General features: G+C 64.0%; 26 protein-coding genes. 9 read left to right on the top strand and 17 right to left on the bottom strand.

The window, feature by feature from the left end; genetic code table 11:
- Positions 1 to 52 precede the first annotated feature (52 nt).
- The gene (cysS, locus tag ACQZAB_RS02750; protein WP_428386874.1) at positions 53 to 1,531 is read left to right on the top strand and encodes a cysteine--tRNA ligase; all 1,479 of its coding nucleotides are present in this window, start codon (positions 53 to 55) and stop codon (positions 1,529 to 1,531) included.
- Positions 1,532 to 1,544: 13 nt separating this feature from the next.
- Here the strand turns inward: cysS and ACQZAB_RS02755 are convergent, their stop codons facing one another.
- From ACQZAB_RS02755 to sucC, 5 genes are all read right to left on the bottom strand, one after another.
- A complete protein-coding gene (locus ACQZAB_RS02755; RefSeq protein WP_428386875.1) occupies positions 1,545 to 2,123 on the bottom strand; it encodes a GNAT family N-acetyltransferase in 579 nt (192 codons plus the stop codon).
- 4 nt (positions 2,124 to 2,127) lie between these two features.
- Positions 2,128 to 2,322, bottom strand: coding sequence for a hypothetical protein (locus ACQZAB_RS02760; protein ID WP_428386877.1), 195 nt, complete (start codon positions 2,320 to 2,322; stop codon positions 2,128 to 2,130).
- 44 nt (positions 2,323 to 2,366) lie between these two features.
- Positions 2,367 to 2,738: a hypothetical protein gene (locus ACQZAB_RS02765; RefSeq protein ID WP_428386878.1), complete on the bottom strand. Its 372-nt coding sequence runs from the start codon at positions 2,736 to 2,738 to the stop codon at positions 2,367 to 2,369.
- Positions 2,739 to 2,774: 36 nt separating this feature from the next.
- Positions 2,775 to 3,071, bottom strand: a complete 297-nt coding sequence (locus ACQZAB_RS02770) for a hypothetical protein (RefSeq protein WP_428386880.1) — start codon at positions 3,069 to 3,071, stop codon at positions 2,775 to 2,777.
- A 151-nt stretch (positions 3,072 to 3,222) separates the two neighbouring features.
- Positions 3,223 to 4,425: an ADP-forming succinate--CoA ligase subunit beta gene (gene sucC / locus ACQZAB_RS02775; protein ID WP_428386881.1), complete on the bottom strand. Its 1,203-nt coding sequence runs from the start codon at positions 4,423 to 4,425 to the stop codon at positions 3,223 to 3,225.
- A 142-nt stretch (positions 4,426 to 4,567) separates the two neighbouring features.
- On the opposite strand from sucC, the gene ACQZAB_RS02780 reads away from it, so the two are divergent.
- The 4 genes from ACQZAB_RS02780 to ACQZAB_RS02795 all read left to right on the top strand — a co-directional run bounded on the left by ACQZAB_RS02780 (position 4,568) and on the right by ACQZAB_RS02795 (position 9,970).
- Positions 4,568 to 4,891 (top strand): hypothetical protein, encoded by a 324-nt coding sequence (locus ACQZAB_RS02780; protein WP_428386882.1) that lies wholly within the window; start codon positions 4,568 to 4,570, stop codon positions 4,889 to 4,891.
- A gap of 166 nt (positions 4,892 to 5,057) precedes the next feature.
- Complete coding sequence (gene secA / locus ACQZAB_RS02785) at positions 5,058 to 9,062, top strand: preprotein translocase subunit SecA (RefSeq protein ID WP_428386884.1); 4,005 nt, start codon at positions 5,058 to 5,060, stop codon at positions 9,060 to 9,062.
- An 88-nt stretch (positions 9,063 to 9,150) separates the two neighbouring features.
- Entirely contained in the window at positions 9,151 to 9,306 is a 156-nt protein-coding gene (locus ACQZAB_RS02790) for a hypothetical protein (protein WP_428386886.1), read from the top strand.
- A 64-nt stretch (positions 9,307 to 9,370) separates the two neighbouring features.
- The gene (locus ACQZAB_RS02795) at positions 9,371 to 9,970 is read left to right on the top strand and encodes a hypothetical protein (RefSeq protein ID WP_428386888.1); all 600 of its coding nucleotides are present in this window, start codon (positions 9,371 to 9,373) and stop codon (positions 9,968 to 9,970) included.
- Positions 9,971 to 10,022: 52 nt separating this feature from the next.
- Here ACQZAB_RS02795 and ACQZAB_RS02800 read toward each other — a convergent pair whose 3' ends face one another.
- The gene (locus tag ACQZAB_RS02800) at positions 10,023 to 10,385 is read right to left on the bottom strand and encodes an FHA domain-containing protein (protein WP_428386890.1); all 363 of its coding nucleotides are present in this window, start codon (positions 10,383 to 10,385) and stop codon (positions 10,023 to 10,025) included.
- Between the two features lie 48 nt (positions 10,386 to 10,433).
- Between ACQZAB_RS02800 and hemW the strand changes: the two genes are divergently transcribed.
- A complete protein-coding gene (hemW, locus tag ACQZAB_RS02805) occupies positions 10,434 to 11,597 on the top strand; it encodes a radical SAM family heme chaperone HemW (RefSeq protein WP_428386892.1) in 1,164 nt (387 codons plus the stop codon).
- Between the two features lie 20 nt (positions 11,598 to 11,617).
- Here hemW and ACQZAB_RS02810 read toward each other — a convergent pair whose 3' ends face one another.
- From ACQZAB_RS02810 to ACQZAB_RS02820, 3 genes are all read right to left on the bottom strand, one after another.
- Positions 11,618 to 11,791, bottom strand: a complete 174-nt coding sequence (locus tag ACQZAB_RS02810; RefSeq protein ID WP_428386894.1) for a hypothetical protein — start codon at positions 11,789 to 11,791, stop codon at positions 11,618 to 11,620.
- A gap of 100 nt (positions 11,792 to 11,891) precedes the next feature.
- A complete protein-coding gene (locus ACQZAB_RS02815) occupies positions 11,892 to 12,539 on the bottom strand; it encodes a hypothetical protein (RefSeq protein WP_428386896.1) in 648 nt (215 codons plus the stop codon).
- Entirely contained in the window at positions 12,536 to 12,919 is a 384-nt protein-coding gene (locus ACQZAB_RS02820) for a DciA family protein (RefSeq protein ID WP_428386898.1), read from the bottom strand. Before ACQZAB_RS02820 ends, ACQZAB_RS02815 begins: the two co-directional genes overlap by 4 nt.
- Positions 12,920 to 12,980: 61 nt before the next feature.
- On the opposite strand from ACQZAB_RS02820, the gene ACQZAB_RS02825 reads away from it, so the two are divergent.
- Entirely contained in the window at positions 12,981 to 13,508 is a 528-nt protein-coding gene (locus tag ACQZAB_RS02825; protein WP_428386900.1) for a shikimate kinase, read from the top strand.
- Positions 13,509 to 13,568: 60 nt separating this feature from the next.
- On the opposite strand, the gene ACQZAB_RS02830 is transcribed toward ACQZAB_RS02825, so the two are convergent.
- Entirely contained in the window at positions 13,569 to 15,563 is a 1,995-nt protein-coding gene (locus ACQZAB_RS02830) for an L-dopachrome tautomerase-related protein (RefSeq protein ID WP_428386901.1), read from the bottom strand.
- Positions 15,564 to 15,801: 238 nt separating this feature from the next.
- Between ACQZAB_RS02830 and ACQZAB_RS02835 the strand changes: the two genes are divergently transcribed.
- Both ACQZAB_RS02835 and ACQZAB_RS02840 read left to right on the top strand, forming a co-directional pair.
- Positions 15,802 to 16,464 (top strand): carbohydrate-binding family 9-like protein, encoded by a 663-nt coding sequence (locus ACQZAB_RS02835; protein ID WP_428386902.1) that lies wholly within the window; start codon positions 15,802 to 15,804, stop codon positions 16,462 to 16,464.
- Positions 16,465 to 16,466: 2 nt separating this feature from the next.
- Positions 16,467 to 17,297 carry a class I SAM-dependent methyltransferase gene (locus ACQZAB_RS02840; protein ID WP_428386903.1) on the top strand — a complete coding sequence of 277 codons (831 nt, stop codon included), beginning with the start codon at positions 16,467 to 16,469 and terminating at the stop codon, positions 17,295 to 17,297.
- Here ACQZAB_RS02840 and ACQZAB_RS02845 read toward each other — a convergent pair.
- The 7 genes from ACQZAB_RS02845 to ACQZAB_RS02875 all read right to left on the bottom strand — a co-directional run bounded on the left by ACQZAB_RS02845 (position 17,294) and on the right by ACQZAB_RS02875 (position 25,492).
- Positions 17,294 to 18,199, bottom strand: coding sequence for a pseudouridine synthase (locus ACQZAB_RS02845; protein WP_428390125.1), 906 nt, complete (start codon positions 18,197 to 18,199; stop codon positions 17,294 to 17,296). The genes ACQZAB_RS02840 and ACQZAB_RS02845 overlap by 4 nt on opposite strands.
- A gap of 3 nt (positions 18,200 to 18,202) precedes the next feature.
- Positions 18,203 to 20,176: a glucosamine-6-phosphate deaminase gene (gene nagB / locus ACQZAB_RS02850; protein WP_428390126.1), complete on the bottom strand. Its 1,974-nt coding sequence runs from the start codon at positions 20,174 to 20,176 to the stop codon at positions 18,203 to 18,205.
- A 152-nt stretch (positions 20,177 to 20,328) separates the two neighbouring features.
- Positions 20,329 to 20,673: a hypothetical protein gene (locus tag ACQZAB_RS02855; protein WP_428386904.1), complete on the bottom strand. Its 345-nt coding sequence runs from the start codon at positions 20,671 to 20,673 to the stop codon at positions 20,329 to 20,331.
- 119 nt (positions 20,674 to 20,792) lie between these two features.
- Positions 20,793 to 21,623, bottom strand: coding sequence for a sugar phosphate isomerase/epimerase family protein (locus ACQZAB_RS02860; RefSeq protein WP_428386905.1), 831 nt, complete (start codon positions 21,621 to 21,623; stop codon positions 20,793 to 20,795).
- Between the two features lie 13 nt (positions 21,624 to 21,636).
- A complete protein-coding gene (locus ACQZAB_RS02865; protein ID WP_428386907.1) occupies positions 21,637 to 22,140 on the bottom strand; it encodes a c-type cytochrome in 504 nt (167 codons plus the stop codon).
- 20 nt (positions 22,141 to 22,160) lie between these two features.
- Entirely contained in the window at positions 22,161 to 23,381 is a 1,221-nt protein-coding gene (locus tag ACQZAB_RS02870) for an MBL fold metallo-hydrolase (protein WP_428386909.1), read from the bottom strand.
- Positions 23,382 to 23,404: 23 nt separating this feature from the next.
- On the bottom strand, positions 23,405 to 25,492 hold the full coding sequence (locus tag ACQZAB_RS02875) for a glycoside hydrolase family 10 protein (protein ID WP_428386911.1): 2,088 nt from the start codon (positions 25,490 to 25,492) through the stop codon (positions 23,405 to 23,407).
- Between the last annotated feature and the right edge of the window lie 152 nt (positions 25,493 to 25,644).

Below are 25,644 nucleotides of genomic sequence, written 5' to 3' on the forward strand. Positions count from 1 at the left end.
TGTGAGCCCTGGCGGCATCGTTTTTGGCATCGGTCCCGGTACACTCTCTGGCATGATTCAGCCGCAGTTCTACAACACGCTGACCCATCGTCTTGAGACGTTCGAGCCGATCGAGCCCGGCAGGGTCACGATGTACAACTGCGGGCCGACGGTCTACGACTATGCGCAGATTGGTAATTTCCGGGCGTTTCTGTTTGCGGATCTGCTGAGACGGTCGCTGGAGCTGTTCGGGTATGAGGTCCGGCAGGTGATGAACATCACGGATGTCGGGCACATGACCGATGACCGGCACGCCGATGGCGGCGGCGAGGACAAGATGGCGCTGGCGTCTCAGCGGTTGAAGGCTTCGAAGAAGCAAGGGCGGGCGGAGGTGGCGGATCCGAACGATCCCTATCAGGTGGCTCGGTATTTCGAGCAGGCGTTTTTAGAGGATGCGAAGACCCTGCGGCTGAAGATCGCGGATGACCCTGCGGAGCAGCGGCCGCGGGCGACCGATCATGTGACGGCTTCGATGATCCCGATGATTCAAAAGCTGATCGAGACAGGGCACGCGTATACGGCTGAGGATGGCGCTGTCTATTTTGATGTCCAGTCGTTCCCGGATTACGGGCAGCTGTCGGGCAACACGCTGGAACAGTTGCGGGGCGGTGCGGGCGGGCGTGTGGAAGAGACGCATCAGCAGGCCAAGAAGCACCCGGCTGACTTTCTGCTGTGGAAGCCGGATGCGCATCACCTGATGAAGTGGCCGTCACCCTGGGGCACCGGGTATCCGGGCTGGCATATTGAGTGTTCGGCGATGGCGAAGGCGACGCTGCGCCGGGAGACGATCGATATTCACACGGGTGGCGAGGACAACATCTTCCCGCATCACGAGTGCGAGATTGCGCAGTCGCGTGGGGCTTCGGGCAGGGATCGGTTTGCGAATTACTGGCTTCACACGCGTTTTCTGCTGGTGGATGGGCAGAAGATGTCGAAGTCGCTGGGCAACTTCTACACGCTCCGGGATCTGACGGAGGATCGCGGGATCGACCCGGCGGTGGTGCGTCTGGAGCTGATGCGTGGCCACTACCGGAAGAACACGGACTTTCGGCTGAAGGGGCTGGAGGAATCGGCGTCGGCGATCCGGAAGCTGCGTGATGCGGCGACGCGTTTCGGGCTGACGGCGGAGACGACGCCGGCACCGGTGGATCATCCGAGGCTCAAGCCGTTCGTGGACGCGCTGGCGGATGACCTGAATCTGGCGGGGGCTCTCGCGGCGGCGTTCGAGTTCATCGCAGAGCCCACTGAGGATCCGGGGGAGGCAGCGGCGGTGCTGGCAGCGATGGATGCGGTGCTGGGGGTGATCGTTTGCGAGGCGTCGGCCAGCGATGAGGGGGATGGTGAGGTCCGGCGGCTTTGCGAGAGCATCGACGCGGCGCGGGCGAGCAAGGACTTTGCGGCGGCGGATGCGGCGCGTGCCGAGCTGCAGGCGATGGGGTATCTCGTGCAGACGACGAAGGACGGTACGACCGCGGAGAAGAAGCTGGCTTAAGCCCGTCTATGGGTCAGTAGCCAGAACCCAGCAGATCGATGGTACCGCTCGGCCAGCCGGGCTTGTTGGGGTAGACGACGGCGAGTTCGCCAGGGTTGAAGCTGGGCATGCGGTCGCCTGGCTGTGCCAGTGAGTTGATGACCGGGTTGTTGACGACCATGGCCCCGAGGCCTTCGTAGAAGCCCTGGTTTTTATGCTCGGTCTGGAAGAGGCTGAAGCTGAATACGTCATGGTCGACCCGTTCCATGGCCGCCTGGACCACCGCCCTGCCTAGGCCCTGGCCCCTGCGGTTTTCTTCGACAACGACGCCTGACAGCGCGAGGATGGAGAGTTTGCCGGCCTGGGTGCCGATGATGCGCTCGAAGGTTCTGGCCAGGGCGATCACGGTGCCCTGCTCGATGACCATGTGGAGCATGGGCCGTTTTTTCGCGGGGCCGTCGTAGGCGGCACCCTCGGCGATGACGCGTTGGGACTCGGCTGTAGGGTCGAGCGGCGGGTTGCTGGGCCAGGTGCGCAGGCAGAGGGCTGTGCCTTGCCTGGCCAGCTCGGAGTCTGTCTCTGCGACGGGCACTGTGGTGACGACGGCAGGCAAGGGGCTATCCGTTCTCGGCTTCCCATTCGTCGAACTCGCCGCGCTCGGAGGCTTCGGCGACGTACTTGGCGAACTCGCTGGTCTGATAGCTGATGAAGACGAAGGCGTGGTGAAGGGTCAGCCACTCGATGTCCGTCGGGTCCTTGTCGAGGTCTTTGCGCAGTCGATCCAGTTCCGCTAGCAGGGGCTCGTGTTTCATGCCGGCAGTCTAGGCGAGTCGGTGCGTGGCTTCACAGGGTTGGATCAGGTGACTTCACCGCCCATGCCGGAGCCGAGTTTGAAGGCGGAGGTGACGGCGAGGCCGAAGAAGAGGAGGTCCATGACGCCGAAGGTGGAGAAGAAGCCGATGCTTCGTGCTTCCTGCAAGACAGAGGCTTCGAGTTCATCGGCCTGCATGTTGGCAAACACCATCATAAGATCGACGATGCCCTGCCGGGCTTGCTTGCGTTCGGGCTCGGGCATGTATTCCCATCGGGCTGAGGCTTCGTCCCAGACGCCTGCGGGGAAATCAGCCTGCGACTCGAACTCTTCGGGTTCTGACCCGCCTGGCCAGGCGAGTTCGATTCCCTCGGCGCGGCATTCTTCGACGACCTCAGCGGCAAGCACGGTGATCATGTAGTCGTCGTCGTTGGCGTAGGTCCAGGCTTCCTTTTACATCTGGACCATGAATCCGCCATTGGCTTCCATGGTTGCGAGTTCGTCCTGGAGGTAGATCTCGACGACCGCGTATTTCCCGCCTGCGATGGAGATGGCCGTGACGACCATGGCCAGCAGGCCGGTGACGGCGTTGGCTGAACCGCCAGCGGCGTAGGCCGTGACCCCGCCAACGAGCAGACCGATGAGCCAGGCGATGATGGCGGCCTCGTAGCCGGTGGCGTAGGCGATGCCTCCCCACATGGCGGCACCCGCAACCCCTGCCAGAACCATTGCGATCAAGCCTCTCAACATCACTGAGCCCCTTCAGGAAGACGAACCATCGATTCGGATCAACAGGCACACAAAAGACAATGAAGACCTAATTTAGCCGGATGCGCAGCGGATCGCAAGGCTTTTTGTCGAAAAGGCCTGAGATCTCTTAAAAATCTTGTCGGGCGGGGCTTCAGGCCGCGACGGCTTCGGTGATCTTCTTGGCGGCTTCGGTCAGGTCGCCGCCGATCTGCATGGTCGGGATGTCGGCCTTGGCCTGTTCGAGGATCTCGCGGGCCGGCTCGACGTTGGTGCCTTCGAGGCGGACGACGAGGGGGACCTTGAAGCCGACTTCCTTGGCGGCGACGACGATGGCCTTGGCGATGGTGTCGCACTTGGCGATGCCGCCGAAGATGTTCACGAGCACGCCGTTGACCTTGGGGTCTTTGAGGATGATGCGGAAGGCCTCGGTGACGGCTTCTTCGGAGGCCGAGCCGCCGACGTCGAGGAAGTTGGCGGGCTCGCCGCCGTGGAGCTTGATGATGTCCATGGTGGCCATGGCCAGGCCGGCGCCGTTGACCAGGCAGCCGATGGTGCCATCGAGCTTGATGTAGGAGAGGCCGAAGCGAGCGGCGTGGGCCTCATCGGCGTTGACCTCGGCGGGGTCTTCGTAGCCTTTGATTTCTTCCTGCCGCATAAGGGCGTTCTCGTCGAAGTTGAGCTTGGCATCGATGGCGTAGACCATGCCGTCGGGGTGCTCGTCGGTGGCTTTGGTGACGACGAGCGGGTTGATCTCGGCGAGGGAGCAGTCGCTTTTGAGGAACAGCTCGGAGAGTTGGTGCATGATCTTGCCGGCCATGCGGACCTGCTGGCCCTTGAATCCGAGGCGGTAGGCGATCTTGCGAGCCTGGTAGGGAGCGAGTCCGGCGATCGGGCTGATGGGCTCGCGGATGATGGCGTCGGGGCTCTCCTCGGCGACCTGCTCGATGTCCATGCCGCCTTCGGAGGAGGCGATGAGCATGGGGGTGCCGCTTTTGCGGTCGACAGCGATGGCGAGGTAGTACTCCTTGTCGATATCGACGCCGGCTGCGACCAGGAGTTTGGTTACGGGGACGCCCTCGGGTGGGGTCTGGGGGGTGATGAGGGGCTTGCTGAGGATGGTTGCGGCGGCTTTGCGGGCCTCATCGGCGCTGCGGACGAGCTTGACCCCGCCACCCTTGCCCCTGCCGCCGGCGTGGACCTGGGCCTTGACGACGCAGAGGCCGGCGCCATGGCGGGCTGCCAGGGACTCGTAGGCCTTGGCGGCGTCCATCGGATTGGTGACCAAGACCGCTGGCGGCACCGCGACCCCGTACTTCTGGAGCAGTTCCCGGGCCTGATACTCGTGAATGTTCATCGCCGATTGCCTTCCATCAGACTGTTTATCTCAAGCAAAGCCGTCCCGGCCAAAGCCAAGCGGACGCGAATCTTAGCCGCTTTGGACGCGACCGACACAGGGCCGACTGGAACTCTGGTCAGCCCGTGCCCATAATGAAGGCGTGAGTCGATCCACCAGCCATCCGAGCCCGCAGGCCGTTTCCGGGATCCTTGCGCTGATCCTGCTGGCGCCGTGCGCTCTGGCAGTGGCGGTGCCTGTGGCCAGTGGTTCTTCGATCGATGCTCGGCAGTTGGCCTGCTTTTTTCCACTGAGCCTGCAACGGGCCCACGCGACGCACGCCAACCCGGGACAGGAGCCCTACCCTGCCCGTACGATCCCGGCTGCGAACATCGCTCATCTTGATTCGTCGGCCACGCCTCTCTCGCAGGTCTTATCGGACCGCGAAGACCTGATCAGTCTGCCGCCGCCCGCACAGAACGCCTGAGACGCCGCCGGCCCCGAAACGCAGGCTCTTCAAGCCTTTCCGCGTTCGGTCAGACACCCCTGACAACCGATGAAATACAAGCCGTCTCTGCCGAGTACGGCGATCACACCCGCCTTTCCGCCGGACCCAGCGATGGGGTCCGCTAACGATGCAATCGAGGTCACACATGGTCACCAAGGCCGTCAGCAAGGTCTTCAGCAAACTCTTCGGATCGCGCAACGAGCGCATGGTCAAGAGCTACCACCGCAGGGTCGAACAGGTCAACACCCACGAGGAGGCGGTCCGGCAGCTCACGGACGACCAGCTCCGTGACAAGACCGCAGAGTTCCGTCAGCGGGTCAAGGACGGCACGCCGCTGAGCAGTTTTCTGCCCGAGGTGATGGCTGTTGCTCGCGAGGCAATGGACCGGGCGGTGGGTCTGCGTAAGACGCTGGATCCCGAAGCCGGGTTTGACGCATCGAGGCTTCCTGAGCACCTGCAGGCCCTGCACCGCGAGCTGGTGGAGAAGGCTTCGGCCCTCGAGCCCGATCCGGTGCTGGGCGGCGACCCGGCACCGGGGTATCTACAGGTGGATGTGCCCAACGAGTACTACAACGCCGTGCGAGAGCTCTATCCCGAGTCGCGGCCGCCTTTCCGGGCTCGGCCGTTCGACGTTCAGATCATCGGCGGCATTGTGCTGTCTGAGGGTCGGGTTGCTGAGATGAAAACCGGTGAGGGCAAAACCATCGTCGCGCCGCTTGCCTGCTACGCGGCGTGTATCGAGGGGCTTCGGTGCCACGTCATCACGGTCAACGATTACCTGGTTCAGCGTGACCGCGACTGGGTGTTTCCGTTTTATTACCGGCTGGGGCTATCGGTGGGTGCGATTCACCCGCAGCACATGATGCCCCCGCCGGTGAAGGCGCAGGCTTACCAGTGTGATGTGGTTTACGGGACCAACTCCGAGTTCGGTTTTGATTACCTGCGTGACAACATGAAGATGTCGACGCAGGAGCAGGTGCAGAAGCGTCGCGACTTCTGCATCGTGGACGAGGTGGACTCGATTCTGATCGATGAGGCGCGGACGCCGCTGATTATCTCGGGTCCTGCGCACGACCAGCAGCCGCGATATGCGCTGGCCGATCAACTCGCGCGGCATCTGATTGCCTGCCAGAAGGAATGGACCGCGGCGGATGACAAGGTTCAGGAGGCGATGAAGCGGGTGAAGGGGTACGAGGGTGATATCCGCAACAGCCGGGACAAGACCAAGGCGGCGGAGATGAAGAACGAGATGAAGGAGCTGTCGAAGCAGATCCCGATTCTGGAGGCCGAGCGCGATCAGCACACGCAGTACTTCGAGGTGAACCGTGAGCGCAAAGCGGTTTACCTCACCCACGAGGGGACCGAGGAAGCGCAGAAGCAGGCGAACATCGGTTCGTTCTATGTCGGCAACAACATGGACCTGCCGCATCTGCTGGAGAACGCGCTGCGGGCGCACGTCATCTACGAGCGTGACAAGGAGTATGTCGTCCAGGGCAGCGATGTGGTGATCGTCGATGAGTTCACGGGTCGTCTGATGGTCGGCCGGCAGTGGTCGGACGGGCTGCATCAGGCGGTCGAGACCAAGGAAGGCGTGACGGTCAAGCAGGAAACGCAGACGATGGCGACGGTGACGCTGCAGAACTTCTTCAAGCTCTACAACCGGCTGGCGGGGATGACCGGTACGGCGATCACCGAGGCGACCGAGTTCCGTGAGATCTACGAGCTCGAAGTGGTCTGCATTCCGACCAACCGGCCGATCGCGCGAAAGGATCGGGAGGACCTGATCTTCCTCTCAGCGAAGGACAAGTGGGAAGCGATCCTCGATGAGATCAAGCGCGTGCACGACACCGGGCGGCCGGTGCTGGTGGGCACGACCTCGGTTGAGAAGTCGGAGATGCTGTCGAAGCTGCTGACGCAGCGACACGGGATCAAGCACGAGGTGCTCAACGCCAAGCAGCACGAGCGCGAGGCGCACATTGTGGAGTCGGCGGGCACGCTCGGTGCCGTAATGATCGCGACCAACATGGCCGGGCGAGGGACGGACATCAAGCTCCGGCCGATTCCCCGGGAAGACCTGATCCAGCACTGGAAGAAGCGCAACCTGCTTCCGAAGCAGGCTCAATCGGACATGTCGGACGATGAGCTGATCCGTCTGGCTTACCGGCACCTCGCGGCGACCGAGCTGGGGCTGAAGAAGCGGGACGTTGAAGAACTCCCGGATGACGAATTGAAGCTGCAGTTGCTCCGCCACTGGTGTCTTCAGTACACGCCTCTCGAGGAGAAGCAGGTCAATCGTCTGGACGCCGAGGGCTGTCTTGCCGAGCTCGATCTCGGGCCCGACCTGCTGCGGCATCGGCTGGAGATCTGGGATCACGCCGAGAACATGGGCGGTCTGCACATCGTCGGGACCGAGCGCCACGAGGCGCGGCGGATCGACAACCAGCTTCGCGGTCGTGCCGGACGGCAGGGCGACAAGGGTTCTTCGCGTTTCTTCATCAGCCTCGAAGACGATCTGATGAAGCTCTTCGCCGGGAAGACGACGATGGCCGCCCTCTCCAAGCTCGGGATGAAGGAAGGCGACGCGATCGAGCACTCGTGGGTCACCAAGTCCGTCGAGCGTGCTCAGCGGAAGGTCGAGGAGCGCAACTATCAGATCCGCAAGCAGCTGCTCGAGTTCGACGAGCTGATGGAGCACCAGCGGAACACGTTCTACGACCTGCGTCAGCGCGTGCTCGAAGGCCAGGAGATCCGGGAGCTGATCTTCGAGTACTTCGAGGATGCGATCGACGATGCGATCGGGCTGTATCTGGACCCCGAGTATCGTCGGGGTCAGATCGCCGAGTGGTGCCGGCAGAATCTGGAGTTCAGCCTCGACCCGGCGCGGATCCATCTCGATTCCCAGAAAGACCTTGAAGAAGCGATCCGCAAGGGGGCCATCGACGAATCCGAGAGCACCATCACGGTGACGGTGGGCGAGTACATCGCCGACGAGACCGACCCTTCGACGTGGGACGCCAAGGGCTTGTCGGCCTGGGCCATGAGCCGGTTCTCGGTGAATCTGCCGATCTCGCGGATCGACAGCATGACGGCCGACGACGTTCGCGAGACGCTGCGCGAGGCCGCCGCTGAGCAGGTGGACAAGCGTGATCTGACCGAGCTGAGCGTCTACCTCAACCCGAAGTATGGTCACGAGCAGCTCATTCAGTGGGCCAAGAACAAGTTCGAGATCACGCTGGAGGTCGACAACCTGTTCGAGAAGGAAACCGAGGATGTGCTCGAGCACATCCTGGAGAAGGCCAAGCACGCCTACGCGGAGCGCGAGATCGTCTATCCGGTCGAGTTCCACCTCGAAGCCGTTTACCAGGGCGCTCTGCAGGACCAGCGGTGGGCGCTTGATCGTCTGCTGAACTGGGCCAACCAGCGCTACGGGCTCGACTGGACCGATGAGTCCATCGGGCAGATGACGGCCCAGCAGATCTACGACACGCTGATGGATACGGCTCAGGCCTGGCTGCGTGACGGCAAGCTCGAGTCGTATCTCGAAGAGAACGTCTCCGAGCGGCAAGGCGACCTGCCCGGCATCTGCGCGTGGGTTCGTGAGCGGTTCGCCGTGGAGGTCGTGCCAGACGAACTGGAGAAAGCCGAGAGCATCGCCGAGTTCCTCAACCCGCGTTGTCGGGAGACGCTGCGTTCGGAGCTGACGCAGCTGGAGCGCTTCGTGTTGTTGCAGATTCTGGACCAGGCGTGGAAAGATCACCTCTACGGCATGGACCAGCTCAAGGACTCGATCGGTCTGCGTGGTTACGCCGAGAAGGACCCACGGATCGAGTACAAGCGCGAGGGCGCCCGTCAGTTCCGTGAGATGCAGGCCGGCGTCCGCGACCGTGTGACCGAGTTGATCTTCCGCGCGAAGCTGACGCCGAACGTGCAATTGAAGAACGTGTATGCCTCTCAGCAGGCCTCGCATCCGACGGCTCAGCCGGCGATGGCCGCTGCGGCACAGGGCCAGGCCCAGCCGGCTCCCGTGAGTGCGGAAACAGAGGCTCGGCTGAAGGAGCGTGCCGCACAGATGCGTGATCAGCCCGGCAACGCCGAGGCGACGCCGCTGAACCGCAAGCAGCGGCGGGCGCGGGGCAAGGGTCGGCGGTAAGCGCCAGACCCGATCAACCTGACGAAGCTCAGGAGCCCCGGACCCTTCCTCCGGGGCTCCTGTCGTTTAGAACCGTTACGCTGCTGGCATGCGCCGTCGCAAACGCATCCGCTTTCGCCTGATCGCCATCGTGGCTGGGCTTGTTCTTGGCACGTATGCCGCGGGCTGTTACGAGCAGGCCCGGTGGGACGCCGTGCTGTCGTCGGATGACGGGTCCACAGCGGGGGAAGTCAGCCCAGATTAACTGGCCGAGTTGCCTTTGCTGATGCATGATGTGGCAACACTCTAGAACCATCAGGAGAAGTCCCATGACCCGCCAGATGTGTCTCGCGCTCGCCGGAACCCTCGCTCTGACCGCTTCGGCCCGGGCTGCCATTGATTCGGGCACTGCGGGCCCTGGCGATACGTTTTTGCAGATCTCCCCGCCGACGAATGTCGGCAACAACAACCAGAACACCAATGACACGCTGTTTGCTTTCGACGAGAAGCAGAAGCAGGTGCTGACGAGCGGGCTGACGCTGGACCTTCCCGCGGCCACCTCACCGACGGTGCTGCCGGCAGGGACGATCATTTCCAGTCACTATGTTTTTGTGGATCCGTCAGGGTCCAGAAACAACGTGGTCGGGACGGTGACGTTCGACAACCCGATCCTCGGGATCATCTTCGAGGACATCAACCTGGACGCCTCCAATTTCCTCGGGGCTATCGGGACGACCTACGCCAGCCCCAGCCTCCTCGGGCTAGAGGGAGGCGACCTGGTGGCCATCTCGGGCACGAACACCGTCAGCATCGATTTCACCGCGGGATCGCCCGGCGACTACATCCGCGTGATCACCGAGGACATCCCAGAGCCGGCGACGGCGTCGCTGCTGGCACTCGGACTGTTGTCGATGAGCCGTCGTCGCTAGCGGAGACCGCTCGGTAAAACCGGCTAGACCGCAGGTTCAATCATCGGCTGGATCAGTCGCCCTCAACCCGTGCGCAGTCTGCTTTGGGCAGGACCGTGATTACGGGCTCGAGGTCGGCCGGTGCGCCATCGAACAGGACCCGGAAGACGACCGGGCCCACGGCGACCTGATCGCCGGCGGCCAGGGCCACCTCATCCACACGCTCGCCGTTATGGAAGGTGCCGTTGCTCGACCCGAGGTCTCTGAGCAGCACCCCGTCGGATTCCACCTCGAACACGCAGTGTTTGCGGGAAATGCTTGCCAGCGGGATCCGTAGGCCGCAGCCGTTGGCACGGCCGACGAACACGCGCCCCTGCTCCAGCGGGAACTCCCGCTTGGTGCCATCTGCCTTGAACATGAGAAGTGAGATCTGCATACCTAAAGTCACCACACGCTGGCATCCGTACGTGACATCATACCCGCCATGAGCCCTACGCCCTCACCCCATACCGAAAACAGGCCTGAGATCGCCGGGCTCTACCTGCATGTTCCCTTCTGCTTCCATAAGTGCCATTACTGCGATTTCTACAGCCTCGCCGAGCCAGAGAACAAGACCGACCGGCACCTCCCGCTGGCTCGTGCCATCGTGCGGGAGTTCGAAGCCGTTTCCGAGAGCCACCGCCTGCGGATCGAGACCATCTTCGTCGGCGGCGGCACGCCCACGCTGCTGACTGTCGAGGCGTGGGACCACTTGCTCTACGGCCTGGACCGTGTGCTGGATCGCCAAATCCTCAAAGAATGGACCGTCGAGGCCAACCCTGAGACGGTGACGCCCCAGCTTGCCCAGACCCTCGTGGCGGGCGGGGTCGATCGTGTCTCGATCGGTGCCCAGACGTTTCAGCCGCACCTGCTCAAGGCCCTCGAACGCTGGCATGATCCCGAGAACGTTGGCAAGTCTGTAAAAGTCTTCCGCGACGCCGGGCTGAAGCGCCTCAACCTCGATCTGATCTTCGCGATTCCGGGGCAGACGCTTGACGACCTTGAGCACGATCTCGATGCGCTGCTCGCCCTCGACCCGGATCACCTGGCCTGCTACGGGCTGACGTTTGAGCCCAACACGGCCCTGACGCAGAAGCTTCGCCTCGGCCGGGTCCGTCAGATCGATGAGGACCTCGAGCGTGCGATGTACGAACTTGTCCTCAAAAGGCTGGCCGACGCCGGCTATGAGCACTACGAAATAAGCAACTGGGCAAAGCCGGGACAGCGCTGCGAGCACAACCTCAACTACTGGCTGAACCGTAACTGGCTGGGGATCGGGCCGGCGGCGGCGTCCCATGTTGATGGTCGGCGGTGGAAGAACGAGCCCCATCTCACGCGTTACCTGGAGCAGAGCCCGCACCCACCGATCACGGACGAAGAAATGCTGGCCCCGCCTCAGCGGCGCGGTGAACTGCTGATGCTCCGGCTGCGTCTGCTCGAGGGAGCCCCGCTGGGCTGGCTTGAGAACCTGCTGCCTGCTGAAGACTGGCGCTACCCGGTCATTGATGAACTGATCGCCATCGGGCTGCTCGAAAAATCCCCGACTCACCTGCGTCTATCTGAACAAGGCCTTTTTCTGGGCGATGACGTGGTCGCGCGGCTGCTGTAGTCGTTCGTTGTCCGACGGGGCTATGCCTTGGCCGTCGCCTTCTCGCCATCGGTTTCTGAAGGGGCCGGCGGCGCGGGCACGCCGACGCGCATGTTGCAGGCTTTGCAGCGCACCTTCTTGCCGCGTGCCGATTCGGGCACGGCGAGCACCGATCGGCACTTGAGATTCGGACAGATGATGCGGATCGACTTCATTCAGAAACCCTTAACCCAGCGTGGGCATAAGGTGATTATCGATCCCTTCAGCCAAGCCCTTAAGCCAATTGCATGACGGGGATTAACCCTCGGTGAAGGCTCACTTCACACGTCGAAGTCCTCTGACCTCGACATCCGGCACGAGACCGAGGACACGCGTGGTGACGCGGGACTCACGCTCCTGCAAAAGCCCCCGACCGTCATAATCGCTCCAGACCTCCACATCGACAGAAGCCAACGTCAGCCCCATCGATCGACGCTCGATGACGGTCACGCCCTCGCCCGAGCGTTCTGCCGTGACCCGGGTCTCGTATTGGCCCGAGGCTCGCAGCGACCCATCGGCCAGTCGTCTTACCACGACATCCCCGGTGCTCACCACGGGCTCCGCGCCGGCTGCACGGTCTGGGAGCAGCAGCATCCCGGGGGTGTAGACGAGCTGGACCTCGTCCTTGACATCGACTTCCGACATCAGTCGCCAGCCGCGTTCATCCCTCTCCCACACCTGTTCGGACAAGCCCACGAGCCGAACGACCCGGCGGTCGGTCTCGGTCAGTACGGCTTCGCGCTCGGTTTCGACGATCCCCTCGCGAGCCGGCGTCACCTCGAACAACGCCGAGTCATGACCCGACGAAACGAGTTGGCTCAGCGACATGGTTTCGGTTGATGATGGCGCAGCGCTGTGGCCGCGGGTCGCCGCGCACCCACTGAGAACGCAGACCATCAACCCCAGCACACAGATGAACTTCATAGGTCTTCCTCGGGCGTCGCGTCGTGCCGACTGGCCAAGACATCGACTGAAAGCTTGATCTTGCGCACGACGGCAGCGCCCCCTCTCACTCGTGCGAGCAATTCTCGCTGCGCCCCGCTACGCAGCAGCCGATCCAGTTCGTAAAGCGTCGCGCTGTCGGCCACGCCGACGCGGAGCGTTCCCCGATCGAGGCCCTGGAGACGTGTGCGTTCGGCGACTTGCGTGGGCAACACCTCCCGCCAGGCCTCGACGACCTGCTCGAGTTTCTTCCAGGGCCGTTCGATCTCGGCCCGGAAGGCCTGCTTCATGAAGCCAAGGGAGAGGTCGCGCTCGGCGCGCTTGAGACGTGCCTGTGTCCGGTCCAGTATCAGCTTGTTCACTGAGGCTCGCCGATCCATGCTGTCACCCTAGTGCAGGCCCCGAGCCTCTACAATCTGTCTCATGAAAATCGTGCTCATCGGCTATCGCGGGTCCGGCAAGTCCACCGTCGCGGCTGCGCTGGCCCAGCAACTCGGCCTCAGCCTGATCGACACCGACACGCTCGTCCGGGCGTGTTTCAACCATGCCGAGGTCAGCGAGATCTTCGAGGAGTACGGCGAGGCGCGCTTCCGGCAGGTTGAGACCGAGATCGCTCTCAAAGCCCTTCAGGGCAACGACTTCGTTGCGGCTTTCGGCGGTGGAACCCCTATCCAGCCCGCAGTCACCCAAGCCCTGACCGACTGGGCCGACGGCACCTGCGTGTATCTGGCCGCCCCTGCGGAGCTTCTCGCCGAACGCATTGCCACGGACACTGGACCGGGTGCCGACCGTCCGAGCCTGACCGGCAGCTGGTCGGCCGCGGAGGAAGTGCACCAGCTTCTGGCTGAGCGTGAACCGACCTACCAGCGCGTCGCCGACCTCACGATTCAGACCGAGCACCTGACACCGGCCCAGATCGTCGAGGCGATCATCGCGTCGGTGCATGCCTAAAGAAAGAGCGACGAGCCGATGCCCGTCGCTCTGAGATGGATGGGTTATCGTTTGTTCGAGTCAGTCGACAGGGACGGAGGCCGTGCCGACACGCGGGATGAAGCCGGGCACTTCGGCGAACTCGGCCGCGAGGGCTTCCTGAGCCGCCTGCTCGGCCAGCCGGCGTGCGAGCTGCTCCGCGGCGTCGGCGCTGTAGACCTCCTGGCTGCGGAGCTTCGCGGCCTTGGTGGCCTGCTCGGCGGCGGCCCAGGCACGCACGGCGTTGAGGCCCTGCGATGCGAGGCTCTCTTCGGAGGCACGCAGCAATTTCTCGGATTCGCGGAACACCAACTCCGCCTCGCGAAGGGCATAGGTGGCGGCCTCGGCCTCGGCCTCGGCGAGGGCGACATCGACCTCGGCGTCGTAAGCCTTCTCACGCAAGGCCAGGGCCTCGCTGGCGCGAGCCTGCGCCAGCTTCATCAGACGACCTGCGATGTCGGTGGCCTCGCGAGCGGCTTCGGTGCGAGCCTCGGCGACACGGAGTGCGGCCTGTGCGTTCACAGCGGCCTGCTCCTTGGCGACGGCCACTTCGGCGACGGATCGTGAAGCCTGCGACCGTAGCAGGTGAGCCTGATAAACCGTCTCGGCCTCGAGTTCGACGCGCTGGGCGGCACGCTCGGCAGCGGCTCGCTTGGCTTCTGCCTCGCGGAGGGTCTGCTGCGCCGCACGGCGGACACGCTCGGCGTCCAGTCGTGCTTCAGCGGCACGTTCGCGGGCCTCATCAGCCCGTCGCTTCGCCTTGGCAGCGGCCTGCACCTTGTCGAGCGAAACTCTCAGCAAGGCATAGGGCTCGGTACGTTTGGTCTTGGTGCTGTAAGGCGACGCGAGGTCGCGCATCGACGTTGTGAAGTAGAGGTAGCCGTCCGGGCCGATCGCGATCGAGTCTGGCCACTGGAGCTCGGGGCCCGCCACGACGGTCTCTACCTGGCCGTGAGGCTCACGGGCGATGATGGCGTGGTTCTCCAGCCCGGCTGCGTACAGCCGGCCCTCGCCGTCCAGCCAGAGGCCGTCGACGGCGGTGCCGAGGTCGCCAAGCGACTCGACGCGGTGCGTCAGCTGAGCGTCACCCAGGTCGGCGTTGAGCAGATCATCGGTGGCAATGCGGTAGAGCTCACGCGAGCCGAGAGGCTGGTAGTAGAGCCACTCGCGATCCTCGGTGAGCGTGAGGCCCCAGACACCCAGGCGGCCGGCGCCTGCGGCCCGGGTCCGGTCGGCGGTGAACGCCGTGCCCGGCACGGGTGCCGTCGATGGATCCCCCAGCAGACGGCTGGCGGCCCAGCGCTGTGTCAGGTCGTAAACGATGATCGCACCCGACCCGGCGTCGGCCAGGTAGGCGACACGCTTCTCGAGATCGACGCGGAAATCACTGAGGAAGCTCTTCTCGCCGAGCTGCCTCTTGTGATCGATGTAGAAGACCTGCGCAACGCTGTTGTCGGTCAGGTCGATCCGGACGAGCTTCGGCCCGGCGGTGATGATGCCATCACCCGCCTGCGGGTTGCCGGAGTCGAGGACCCAGAGGTAGTTCAGTTCGTCCACCAGAATCGCTTCGGCGGACACCAGGCTGTTCAGTGCCGAGGGGCCCGATTCGCCATCCCAGCGATTCCAGCTCAGGCGTGGAAAGGGCCGCAGGGTGCCGTCGGCGAAGACCTCGGCGAGAGCCACGTCCGGCTGCTTCGACCAGTAGGGGAAGCTGACGAACACACGGCCGTGCTCCGACACCGCGACGCCCGAAGGCTGTGACTCGGTGAAGCTGGCCACGCGCACGACGAGCTTGTCGAGATGGCTCTCGACTTCTTCCTCCGGCGCAAACGCCGTACGATCCGAGATCGGCTTGGTGCTCGATTCGGAAGCCGCTTTGGGTGTCGGCGCCACTGTTTCCGAGGGACCGGCACTGAGGCTGCCAAAAGGCAGGCCCTTCTGGCCGGTCGACGAACACCCAGCGAGAGTCAACCCAGCGGCGAGCAGACCCGCCATCGTCAGACTCCGCACCACCGTTCGCTCGTTGCGTCGCTTCATCACTCGCTCCACCTTCTTCAGGCACTCGGACAGATCACACTTTGCCCGCCGCTCCGGCGGACCTCTTAGGGACGCATCGGACCGCGCCAGCCCGGGGTTGAGTCCGGAAAGCCCGGCAACCCCAAACCCCTGAGCCAGATGCGATGGGCCGTGACTTCTGTAACAATTGGACCGATTAGGACGCTTGGCGTCCGGCAGAAGCAGCCTCCCATGAGACCGAGTCAGGACGTGCCCACCGATGGATGATCGCCCCACCTACACCGTCCAACGAGCCCCGCGAGCCCCCGAGCTCGAAGGGCACGACGACCTCTGGCACCGCGCCGAGCCCGCCGAAGTGGCCCACGCCCATCCCGAGAGCTCCGAGCACCATCCCCAAACGACCGCGAGGCTGCTGTACGACGACACCCACCTGTATCTGCGTTTCGATGTCGATGACCGGTACGTGATCGCCCGGAACACCGAGCCGAACAGCCCGGTCTATGAGGACAGCTGCGTCGAGTTCTTCTTCCAGATCCACCCCAACCGTTACATCAACCTCGAGATGAACGCCATCGGTGCCATTCTGCTGGGCAGCTGGCAGGAAGAGCCCCGCGAGGGGGGGGTGGTCGATCCGAAACACATCGAAGCGATCAAACGATGGACCTCTTTGTCGGGACCGATCGAGGAAGAAATCATCGAGCCGATCACCTGGCACGCCGCGCTGGCCTTGCCGTTGTCGGTGATCGAGGACCTCGCCGGACCTCTGAAAGAGCGCAAGCCGGCGCCTGACATCAGGTGGACGGCCAACTTCTACAAGTGCGCTGACAAGAGCTCTCACCCGCATTGGCTGACCTGGTCGCCCATCGGCGAGCGACTGTGGTTCCACCAGCCGAAGTACTTCGGTCACCTGCACTTCGCCTGAGTATGCCAGCCAACGCCAAACGCCCGCATCGACTCGCGCTCTACACCGCCGCCGTGCAGAACCCGCTGGCCGAGGTGGCTCTGATTGAGAAGGTCTGTCGGCACCACCATCTCGACGATCCGTTGCTGCTCCGCGAAGACTTCGCCGGGACCGCAGCGCTGGCGACGGCCTGGGTGGCTTCCGACCCCGAGCGCCAGGCGATCGCCCTCGACCACCACGCCCCGACCACACGCTGGGCTGCGCGTGAGGCCGGTCGGATCCTCGGCCAGCGCGTCGATGATCTGCACCTCGTCTGCGCGGACGTTCACGAGCTCAGCGCCCCGCGCACGCAGGTTACCGCTGTCCTGAACTTCAGCATCTGCGAACTTCATACGCGACCCGCGCTGCTCGGCTACCTCCGCCACGCGAGGCGCTGTCTCCAGAAAGATGGCGTCCTGATCCTCGATATTTTCGGCGGGCCCGGCAGCCAGTTGATCCAGACGCAATCACAAGAGCACGCACATCCCGCCCACTGGGCCACCGGCGAGCCAACGCCACCCTTCACCTATCACTGGGAGCAGCGCGCTTTCGACCACGCCTCGCAGCGCATCGACTGCCGGATCCATTTCGGCTTCGACGATGGCAGCACCCTGAAATCTGCATTCCGGTACGACTGGCGGCTCTGGAGCCCGGCCGAACTCCCCGAGGCGCTCGAAGAAGCAGGCTTCAGGGAAGTCACGCTCTGGTGTGATCGCTACCACGCCGGCAGGAACGAGGCGGACAACCGATTCAGGCCGACCAACGCCATCCCCAGCAGACACGACTACATCGCCTACCTCACCGCCCAACGCTAGCGGGTTGCAAAGCCCAGGCGATCCATTACGTCGAGGTAGTCGGCTGGCAGCGACGCTTCGATCCGGACGCCATCCACCTCGACCACCGCTGCATGAAGCATCGGCCGGCCACGCGTCATCAGGCGCGCTCCGTACAACTTGTCTCCGACCACAGGATGACGCTTGGCCGACATCATCGCCCGGATCTGGTGGAGGAAGCCGGTCCCCAGGTCCACCTCCACCCGGGTCGTGTGCCGACCGACCTCCAGAGACCTGTAAACCAGATCACAACGTCGACTCTCTCGATGAGGTCGCTCGGAAACCGGCTCCGCCAGCACTCGGGCCGGCTGGTGACCGGCGACGCGCAGGTCCATCTCCCACCGTCCTTCACCCTCCAGCGCCCCCTCCACCAACGCCAGGTAGCGCTTCACGATCGCTCGGGTCTTAAACGCCTCGCGCAGGAGCTCCCAGGCCTGCTGCTTCCAGGCCACCAGCAGCACGCCCGAGGTGCCGACATCCAGCCGGTGAACGATGCCCGATCGCAGGCCCGACTCGCCCACGCCCTGGACCTCCGGCCGGAGCCCGACCACCGCGTTGAGGACCGTGCCGGTCTCTCCCTCGCGCAAGGGGTGCACCGGTTGGCCGGCGCGTTTGTTGATCGCCAGCCAGCCATCTCCCTCATGCAGAATCTCGATCTCGCCGTCGTCCGGCAGGACCGGCAGCGAAGCTGAGGCCACGGGGCCCGCCACTTCGACGACTGTCCCGGCCTGAATCAACTCAGCGTTCTTCGCGACCACGCGCCCATCAACCAGCACGCGTCCAGCGGTGATCGCTCGCCGGGCTTCACCGCGCGTCACCGAAAGCCGCTCAACCAAAAACCGATCGAGCCGGACCGGCTCGCCGTCATGCCTGAGAACGTCCAGCGTTCAGCTCTTTACGTGCTGAAGCGTGACCGCCCTGCCGGAACCCACGGTGCCACCTGTTCCCGTCTTATCCGGGACCCACTGCACAAACGCCTCGATGGCTTCGTACTCGGCAAGCCCCAGGTCGTCGTACAGCTTCGCCGTACCCTTGTTCCGATCCTCGGCACGCTGCCAGAACTCACGCGGGTCGCTGCCAGGGAAGAGGGCCCGGTCCTTCTGCGACTCGTGCTTGAAGATTGCCTGCCGTTTACGGAGCAACTCCTGCGGCGAAATGGGCACCGCCATCTCGATGTGCTCCGGCTCCCACTCCTGCCAGGCACCCCGATACAGCCAGACCTGGGTGTCCTTGAACCAGGACTGCGCCTTCACCCGGTGCACGGCCTCGAAAATCGCCATCAGACACACCCGGTGCGTGCCGTGCGGGTCGGAGAGATCCCCAGCGGCATAAATCTGATGGGGCCTTACCTTCTCCAAGAGATCGACAATGATCTGGATGTCTTCTTCACCCACCGGCTTCTTCCGGATCGTGCCCGTCTCGTAGAACGGCATGTCGAGGAAGTGCAGGTGCTCATCCTTCACCCCGCAGTAGCGGCCACCGGCACGCGCCTCACCCCGACGGATCAGGCCCTTGAGCTTCTGGATCTCCGGCGAGTCCACCTGCCCCGGCTGCTTGTTACGCAGGAACTCCTCGATGTGCGCTTCAATCTGGGCGGCCTTGTCATCCTGCACCCCGAAGAGCTTGTTGAACTCAGCGGCGAAGTCTGCGAAACGGAGCGCGTCCTCATCAAACACGGCGATGTTGCCGGACACCTGATAAGCGATGTGCACCTCGTGACCCTGATCGCAGAGACGGATCAGCGTCCCGCCCATCGAGATCACATCGTCATCCGGGTGCGGCGAGAACACGATACACCGTTTCGGGAACAGGTCATCCGTCGCACGCCGCTGATCGCCCGGCCGCTGGGCACTCGACGGCTTGCCGCCGGGCCAGCCGGTGATGGTCGCCTGGAGGTAACGAAACACGTTCCGGTTGATGTTGTAGGCCGGCCCGTGCTCGGCGATGAGGTCCTGAAGGCCGGACTCATTGTAATCCTCGTCCGTCAGCTTCAGCACCGGCTTGTCCTGAAGCTGTGCCAGCCAGATCACGGCCCGCCGGATCAGCTTAGTATCCCAGTCGCAGGGGCCGACCAGCCAGGGCTGATTGGTGCGCGTCAGGCTCGCCGCTGCGGCGCTGTCGAGCATGACCTGTGCGTTCGGATGATCCTGAAGGAACGACGCCGCGACCACGGGTGTGACTTCGCCCTCGATCGCTTCAGCCGAGATCTTCGACTTACCTTCGCCGAAAGCCATCATGATGATGCGCTTGGCCGCGAGGATGGTTCCGACCCCCATCGTGATGGCTTTGGTCGGGACGTTCTCGATGCCGAAGAAGTCGCTCGCGGCATCGATACGCGTTTTCCGGTCGAGCCAGATCAGTCGCGTCCGGCTGTCCTTGCCCGAACCCGGCTCGTTGAAACCGATGTGCCCGGTCCGGCCGATCCCGAGCAGCTGGATGTCGATCCCGCCCGCCTCCTCGATCGCCTTCTCGTAGGACTGGCAGTAGTGAGGCACCTCCTCGATCGTCAGCGTGCCATCGGGGATGTGCACGTTCTTCGGATCGATGTCGACGTGGTCGAACAGATGCTCGTGCATGAAGCGGAAATAGCTCTGCAGCTCATTCCGCTGCATCGGGAAGTATTCATCGAGGTTGAACGTCACCACGTTCTTGAACGACAGCCCCTCTTCCTGATGCATCCGAACCAGCTCGGCGTAGACACCCGTGGGTGTCGAACCCGTCGCCAGCCCCAGAACCGCTGTCTTGCCCTCCGCCGCGCGGGATCGGATCAGTTCCGCGATCTCCCCCGCCACCGCGACATTGACCTCCGACGGCTCCGAAAGCACGCGGGTCGGGATCTTCTCTCGGCTCGACAGCTGCATTTCAAAAGCGGATGACACCGGCAGGCTCCTGATTCAAAGGGATCGCTCATCAACACCCGCAGGCCACACCCGTGGCTCGCGGTAGCGACATCTTACCAAATCCGGAGCATAATATAAGACCGAAAGACTTGTCCGCCGCCCGCTTTCAGGCCCTAAGGCGTCGGCTCGATACCCGGGTGGAACGCCTCGCGGAGATCGGCCGCAGTCATCGGCTCCACCGCGTAGTAGTCCTCCAGCACCTTCGAGGCCACCGACTTCGCCGATGCCTCGAACGGAATCTCGCCGCTCAACTCAAGCGTCGCCACCACCTCGGGCTGCTGGAAGAACAGCCGCTCACCCAGCGCATCCCCCGATCCCAGATGCCCAGCGGGCTTGCTGGAGAAGAGCTGCGCCGACGGTCCGGGGTCGAACCGATAACGGCCTTCTGAATCGGCCGAGCAGCCCCCGAGCACCAACAGCAAGGATGCACACGTCGCCACTGCAGCTGTCCTGATCATGGTCGCCTCCTGGGTCCGATACCACAGAAGAATTTCGAACCAATCCCAGGCCCGGAACACCCCGCCCGCGCAGACTCACCGCAGTCATCGACGTCCCGTCCCTACAGCCGTCATAACCCCTACGCCTTCAACAGCCCAGTGATGTAAGCCGCCGCGTAGCCGATATCCGCCACCCGCTCGTCGCCCGCTTCCCGTTCGATGACCAGGTCCCCTCGATACCCGCCACGATCCAGAATCCCCAGAAACGCCTCCCAGTCCACCGCGCCGCTGCCGACCCGTTCCTCGCTGCCCCAGGTCTCGGGCTCCCTGGTGGGCAGGGCGTCCTTGATGTGCACCTGACGCACCCTTGGCAACAACAGCTCGACGGCTTTCAGCGGATCACCCTTGCCGTACAGGATCATGTTGGCCGGATCGAAGTTCACCCCCACTGCATCGTGATCCAGCTCAGCGAGAAATCCCTCCAGGTCCTCGGCCGTCTCCTGCCCGGTCTCCAGCAGCAAGCCGATGCCCGCGCCGCCGCAGAGATCGGCGAGCACCCTGAGCCTATCCCGAACCTTCACCCGCACCGGATCGCTCGGTACGTGCGGGATGAAGCCCGCGTGAAACGTGACCAGGTCCAGATCCAGCCCGGTGCAGATGCCGACCAGCCGTGCGAACTGCTTCTCGTTGTGCGCCCAGGTTTCGTCCGGCACGATCCCGCCGGTCTCGCGGATCCGCTCAAGCGTCGAATAGTCCTCGCCCAAGGGCGTGAACATCCCGGACACGATCTCGATGCCTGCCGCTTTGAGCTTCGCACCCGCATCACGCCAGGCCGCGTCCTCATCCAGGTCGTTGAGCCGCAGTTGCGTCCGCGCCAGCCCGGCCTCCTGCAGACAGCCGATCAGGCCTTCCACCGTCTGAGCCTGAAAGCTCCAGCTGCAAGCCGCCAACCGTTGATTCACCTCTGCCATCAGACCCTACCTTTCATCGCTGCACCGCCACCTCATCCTCGGTCACCAGCCCCGCCGCATTGCCCCACGAGGCCCGCACGTAACTCACGATCCCCGCCACCTCTTCATCCGAGAGATACCCGACACCCGGCATGATGTCCGCGTAATCGCCCGAAGCCGGCAACGCCTGCGGGCCGACACCAACCCCGTGAAGGGTCATCCGGATCAACCGCTCGGGATCGCCCGTCACCACCTCCGTCCCGACCAGCGACGGATAAGCCCCGCCCGCACCTTGGCCGTCCGCCCCGTGACAGCCTGCGCAGCTCGCCTGATACAACTCCGCCCCCCAGAGCAGGTCTTCACCCGCCAGCACGAGCACCTCGCCTTCCTCCACCGACACGAAGCCCCCATCCGCTTGCTGCTCCACCTCGCGGTCCCAACCCGTGAGCGCCCCGCCCCGGCTCGGATCCGGCTCGCCCTCCTCGTGGCAACCCACCAGAAGCGCACCCATCAGCAGCCATAACAACAAGGCTCTCATCCCCGGCATCCTACAAACCCTCACAACTGGATGGTCATCTCGGCCCGTGCGAGCTGCACACGCTCCGGCCGATTCGCGCACCAACGCAGCAACCCCTCATCGATCCGGTTCCGCTCGGCCCATCCCCGGTTCGGATCGTGGTGCCCGATCAGCGTCCGCGCGACGCCACAACGCACCGCCATCTCCTGCACGTCCTCCACGCAGGAGTGCCCCCAATCCATACGCGGCACCGCCGATGACGACCCGATCGCCGACACCCCGTCGTAGTCCGAGCGCAGATACTGACCGTCCCGATAGAGCAGGTCCGCCCCGTCCGCCTGATCCATCAGCCGCTCCTCTGCGGCCAGCGACCGCACCTGCCGGACATCCCCCGGATCCGAACCATGCCGAAGCTCGTGGTCTGTGCAGAACACGAACACCTTCGTCCCGTGCTCCACCCGATACCCCAGGCACGGCGCCGGGTGATAAAGCTCGAAGGCCGTGACTCGTGTCTCGCCGATCTCGATCGGCTCGCCCACCGTATACCGCGCCGTCCGCGGCAGCTCATCCTCCGCCAGGTCCGCCTCTACCTCCGACCCGGCCTCAAGACCGGTGATCTCCGCTGCAAGGAACGTCGCCGGCATCACGCTGTAGGAAATAGGCGTCTGCACGCCGTAAAGACTCGTCGTCGCCCGCCGGGAGAAGATCCCAAGGTAGCTGTCCAGCGCGTGCAGAAACTGCCGGTTGCCGTAGATCCGCAGCGTGTTGCGCGCATCGAAACAGACCGGCGCCTGATCGAACCCCGCTGTGTGATCGTTGTGCGAATGACTGCCAAACAGGTGCAGCTCGCGCTCCCCGCGATCGCCCCACTTCGACTGGAGGTCGCGCGCACAATTCCGAAAGCCCGACCCAGCGTCGAACACCAGGTCATGCCCGTCCGCCGTCTCGGCATGGATGCACGTCGTCCAGCCGTCGTAGACCCTAGGCGACCGCAAACCAAAGCCAGCCCGATACGCCAGCAATCGCTCGCGCGTGACCTCGCCCCCGAGCAACGCTTCCACCGTCACCGGCTCACCCGTGGCCTCGCGCTCGGCCAGATCGCGAAACACCGCTTCGAGCAGCCTCGCATCCGACACATCCTGCCAGGCCCGGCGTTCGGCCAGCGACGGGAACACCGAGCAGCTGCCCTGCGTCCCGTAAACCCTCACCCGAAGATGCTTGATCGGCTCCACCACGTTGTCCTGCTCCGTCCCGAATCCCATCTAACCGCATCACATCAGCAAGCTCAACCGCGGCGACGCATCAGCACCAGACCGCCCGCCAGACCCAGCGCCGTCACCGGCTCGGGCACCGCCTGCCCGAAGCCGAACGAACCCGCCATCAGACTCAGATCGATCAGATCGACACTGCCGTTACCATCGAAATCGCCATTGGCCCAGGTCTTGCCCGACTGCCCGAACGACGCCGCCAGCAGGGACAGGTCCAGCAGGTCCACCGAGCCGTCCAGATTCGTATCCCCCAACCGGCTGCCGAACAACTCCTCCACCCAGAACCGCAGGTCGTCCGCCGTCGTCGTGCCGTCGCCGGTCAGGTCGTAGTCCGGCGTGCCCATGCCGCTCGCGATCATGTTCAGGTCCACCAGTGAGTACCCGCCGTTGCCGTTGAAATCCCCCAGCCAGGGATCAAGCATCCCCTCGGGGTCGTGAGCAAACCGGTCGAACAACAGCCACGACACCCCCTCGCCCGTCACCCGCAGGCTCCGTAGCGACGCCTCCGACCCATCGATCTGGCCGGTGCCGCTCCGAGGCGACTGCGCGTACCAGCTGTCCGGATCATCCAGGTCCCACTGCACCAGCCGCCAGACCCCATCGCCGGTCAGCGCCTGCTCGACGCTCACCTCAAACCCGTTCGAATCATTCACCGTCAGCGCGACCGTCGCGTTCTCCGACGCCGTCTTGACCCAGAAACCGACCCAACCCGTCGCCGCGAACGGATCGGTCTCATCGGCCAGCAGATCAACCACCCAGCCGCCCTCCTCCTGCGTCCCGCCATCCACGTCCAGCCGGAGCGATTGCGTCCCATCGATCGCGCTCTGCGTGCTCGCCATGTTCGTCGAGTTGTTCACCTGCCAGGTGTAGATCGAATCCTCCGCATCCCCGCCAAACGGCGCGGCCCCGCCCTCAAAGTCGGCGATCACCCCGAACTCGGGTGCCGGCCCGAGGCTCGCCAGGTAATCCGCGATCGCCGTCCGCATCGGGCCAGCATTCCGAATGGTTGAGTACGCGTAAATCTGAAAACCGTGCGAACCGTTGTCGCGCGCCCGCTCGATCTGACTCATCGTCAGCGCCGTGTCAGTCCCGTGCAGGTACGGCCCCAACCCCGTCACCACCGCCGTGCTCCCGCCGATCCCCGCGTACATCTGCACGTTCGACTCCAGCAGATAATCGAACTGATCGCTCAGGTACGTCATCGGCAGCGCCAGGTCGAGGATCTCCTCCTCGATCCACCGCTCGGCGTGCTGCTGATGGCTGTTGAGCGCGATGTTGAAATCACGCCAGATCGCCGCCGAGAGAATCTGATCCTGATCGATCGCCTTGATCTGATCCCGCACCTTCACCACCAGCTCGGTGATGTGATCCGCGATCCACTGCTTATGCGCACTGCTGCCGCCGCTGAAAGCCAGCCCCGTGTCCGCCGTGAAGTGCGCCCGCGACGCCGGGTCCTGCACGTAGGTGCTCCCCGCGCCGCTGATCATCCGCACGTAGTCGAGATGAATCCCATCGACGTCGTAGTTCGCGACGATGTCCGCCGCCACATTCGCGATGTGATCCTGCGCCGCCTCGACCGTCGGATTGATCCCCACATACCCGTTGAAAAGCGGCTGGTCGTTCCCGTTGAAATCCTTGAGCCGCCACTCGGGATGCGCGTTCCACAGGTGATCCGGATTGACCGGCGCGCTGCTGCCGTTCCACATCGGGATCGTGTTCAGCCAGGCGTGCAGCCTCACGCCGTTCTTCTGCGCCTCGTCCACCGCCACCGCCAAAGGGTCCCAGCCCGGGTTGCTGCTGAAGTAAGGCGACTGCTGCGGCCAGACCTCGAAATTGCTCTCGTACCGCGCATCACCCTGACCCCGCACCTGGAACTGGATGTCCGTGAAGCCGAGCGACGCCGCGTCCGCGATGATCGACCGCACCTGCGCTTCACTCGAATAATCAAATCGTGTCACCCAGATCCCCGCGTAGTCCTCATACGCCATGCTCGAATTGATGACCGGGTGAGCCCCCGCCGCCATCCCGCCCCCCAGCCCGAGCGACCCCACCAGCAGACACCCCGCCACACACCAACCACCACGAGCAACACGCCAATCCGTCACAGCAGACTCCTTCGAGCTCAGAACAGGCAGGGGGCAGATCCAGCCAAAAAACGCGTAGACAAACACAGAGGCCCCCACCTATACCCCTCCCCTGCCTACAGCATGACACACAATAACCCCCCGAGGCGGCCCGAAAACCCGAAAATTCCAAT

Origin of the sequence: Mucisphaera sp., assembly GCF_965279675.1 — a bacterium.
GTDB lineage: Bacteria > Planctomycetota > Phycisphaerae > Phycisphaerales > Phycisphaeraceae > Mucisphaera.

Excerpts from the sequence above, each read along its gene's own strand:
- ACQZAB_RS02770 (WP_428386880.1), bottom strand. The coding sequence starts at position 3,071 with ATGTTGAGAGGCTTGATCGCAATGGTTCTGGCAGGGGTTGCGGGTGCC.
- secA (WP_428386884.1), top strand. The coding sequence starts at position 5,058 with ATGGTCACCAAGGCCGTCAGCAAGGTCTTCAGCAAACTCTTCGGATCG.
- hemW (WP_428386892.1), top strand. The coding sequence starts at position 10,434 with ATGAGCCCTACGCCCTCACCCCATACCGAAAACAGGCCTGAGATCGCC.
- ACQZAB_RS02795 (WP_428386888.1), top strand. The coding sequence starts at position 9,371 with ATGACCCGCCAGATGTGTCTCGCGCTCGCCGGAACCCTCGCTCTGACC.
- ACQZAB_RS02835 (WP_428386902.1), top strand. The coding sequence starts at position 15,802 with ATGGATGATCGCCCCACCTACACCGTCCAACGAGCCCCGCGAGCCCCC.
- cysS (WP_428386874.1), top strand. The coding sequence starts at position 53 with ATGATTCAGCCGCAGTTCTACAACACGCTGACCCATCGTCTTGAGACG.
- ACQZAB_RS02840 (WP_428386903.1), top strand. The coding sequence starts at position 16,467 with ATGCCAGCCAACGCCAAACGCCCGCATCGACTCGCGCTCTACACCGCC.
- ACQZAB_RS02760 (WP_428386877.1), bottom strand. The coding sequence starts at position 2,322 with ATGAAACACGAGCCCCTGCTAGCGGAACTGGATCGACTGCGCAAAGAC.
- ACQZAB_RS02790 (WP_428386886.1), top strand. The coding sequence starts at position 9,151 with ATGCGCCGTCGCAAACGCATCCGCTTTCGCCTGATCGCCATCGTGGCT.
- nagB (WP_428390126.1), bottom strand. The coding sequence starts at position 20,176 with ATGCAGCTGTCGAGCCGAGAGAAGATCCCGACCCGCGTGCTTTCGGAG.
- ACQZAB_RS02800 (WP_428386890.1), bottom strand. The coding sequence starts at position 10,385 with ATGCAGATCTCACTTCTCATGTTCAAGGCAGATGGCACCAAGCGGGAG.
- ACQZAB_RS02870 (WP_428386909.1), bottom strand. The coding sequence starts at position 23,381 with ATGGGATTCGGGACGGAGCAGGACAACGTGGTGGAGCCGATCAAGCAT.
- ACQZAB_RS02830 (WP_428386901.1), bottom strand. The coding sequence starts at position 15,563 with ATGAAGCGACGCAACGAGCGAACGGTGGTGCGGAGTCTGACGATGGCG.
- ACQZAB_RS02810 (WP_428386894.1), bottom strand. The coding sequence starts at position 11,791 with ATGAAGTCGATCCGCATCATCTGTCCGAATCTCAAGTGCCGATCGGTG.
- ACQZAB_RS02855 (WP_428386904.1), bottom strand. The coding sequence starts at position 20,673 with ATGATCAGGACAGCTGCAGTGGCGACGTGTGCATCCTTGCTGTTGGTG.
- ACQZAB_RS02815 (WP_428386896.1), bottom strand. The coding sequence starts at position 12,539 with ATGAAGTTCATCTGTGTGCTGGGGTTGATGGTCTGCGTTCTCAGTGGG.
- ACQZAB_RS02860 (WP_428386905.1), bottom strand. The coding sequence starts at position 21,623 with ATGGCAGAGGTGAATCAACGGTTGGCGGCTTGCAGCTGGAGCTTTCAG.
- ACQZAB_RS02865 (WP_428386907.1), bottom strand. The coding sequence starts at position 22,140 with ATGAGAGCCTTGTTGTTATGGCTGCTGATGGGTGCGCTTCTGGTGGGT.
- ACQZAB_RS02825 (WP_428386900.1), top strand. The coding sequence starts at position 12,981 with ATGAAAATCGTGCTCATCGGCTATCGCGGGTCCGGCAAGTCCACCGTC.
- sucC (WP_428386881.1), bottom strand. The coding sequence starts at position 4,425 with ATGAACATTCACGAGTATCAGGCCCGGGAACTGCTCCAGAAGTACGGG.
- ACQZAB_RS02765 (WP_428386878.1), bottom strand. The coding sequence starts at position 2,738 with ATGATCACCGTGCTTGCCGCTGAGGTCGTCGAAGAATGCCGCGCCGAG.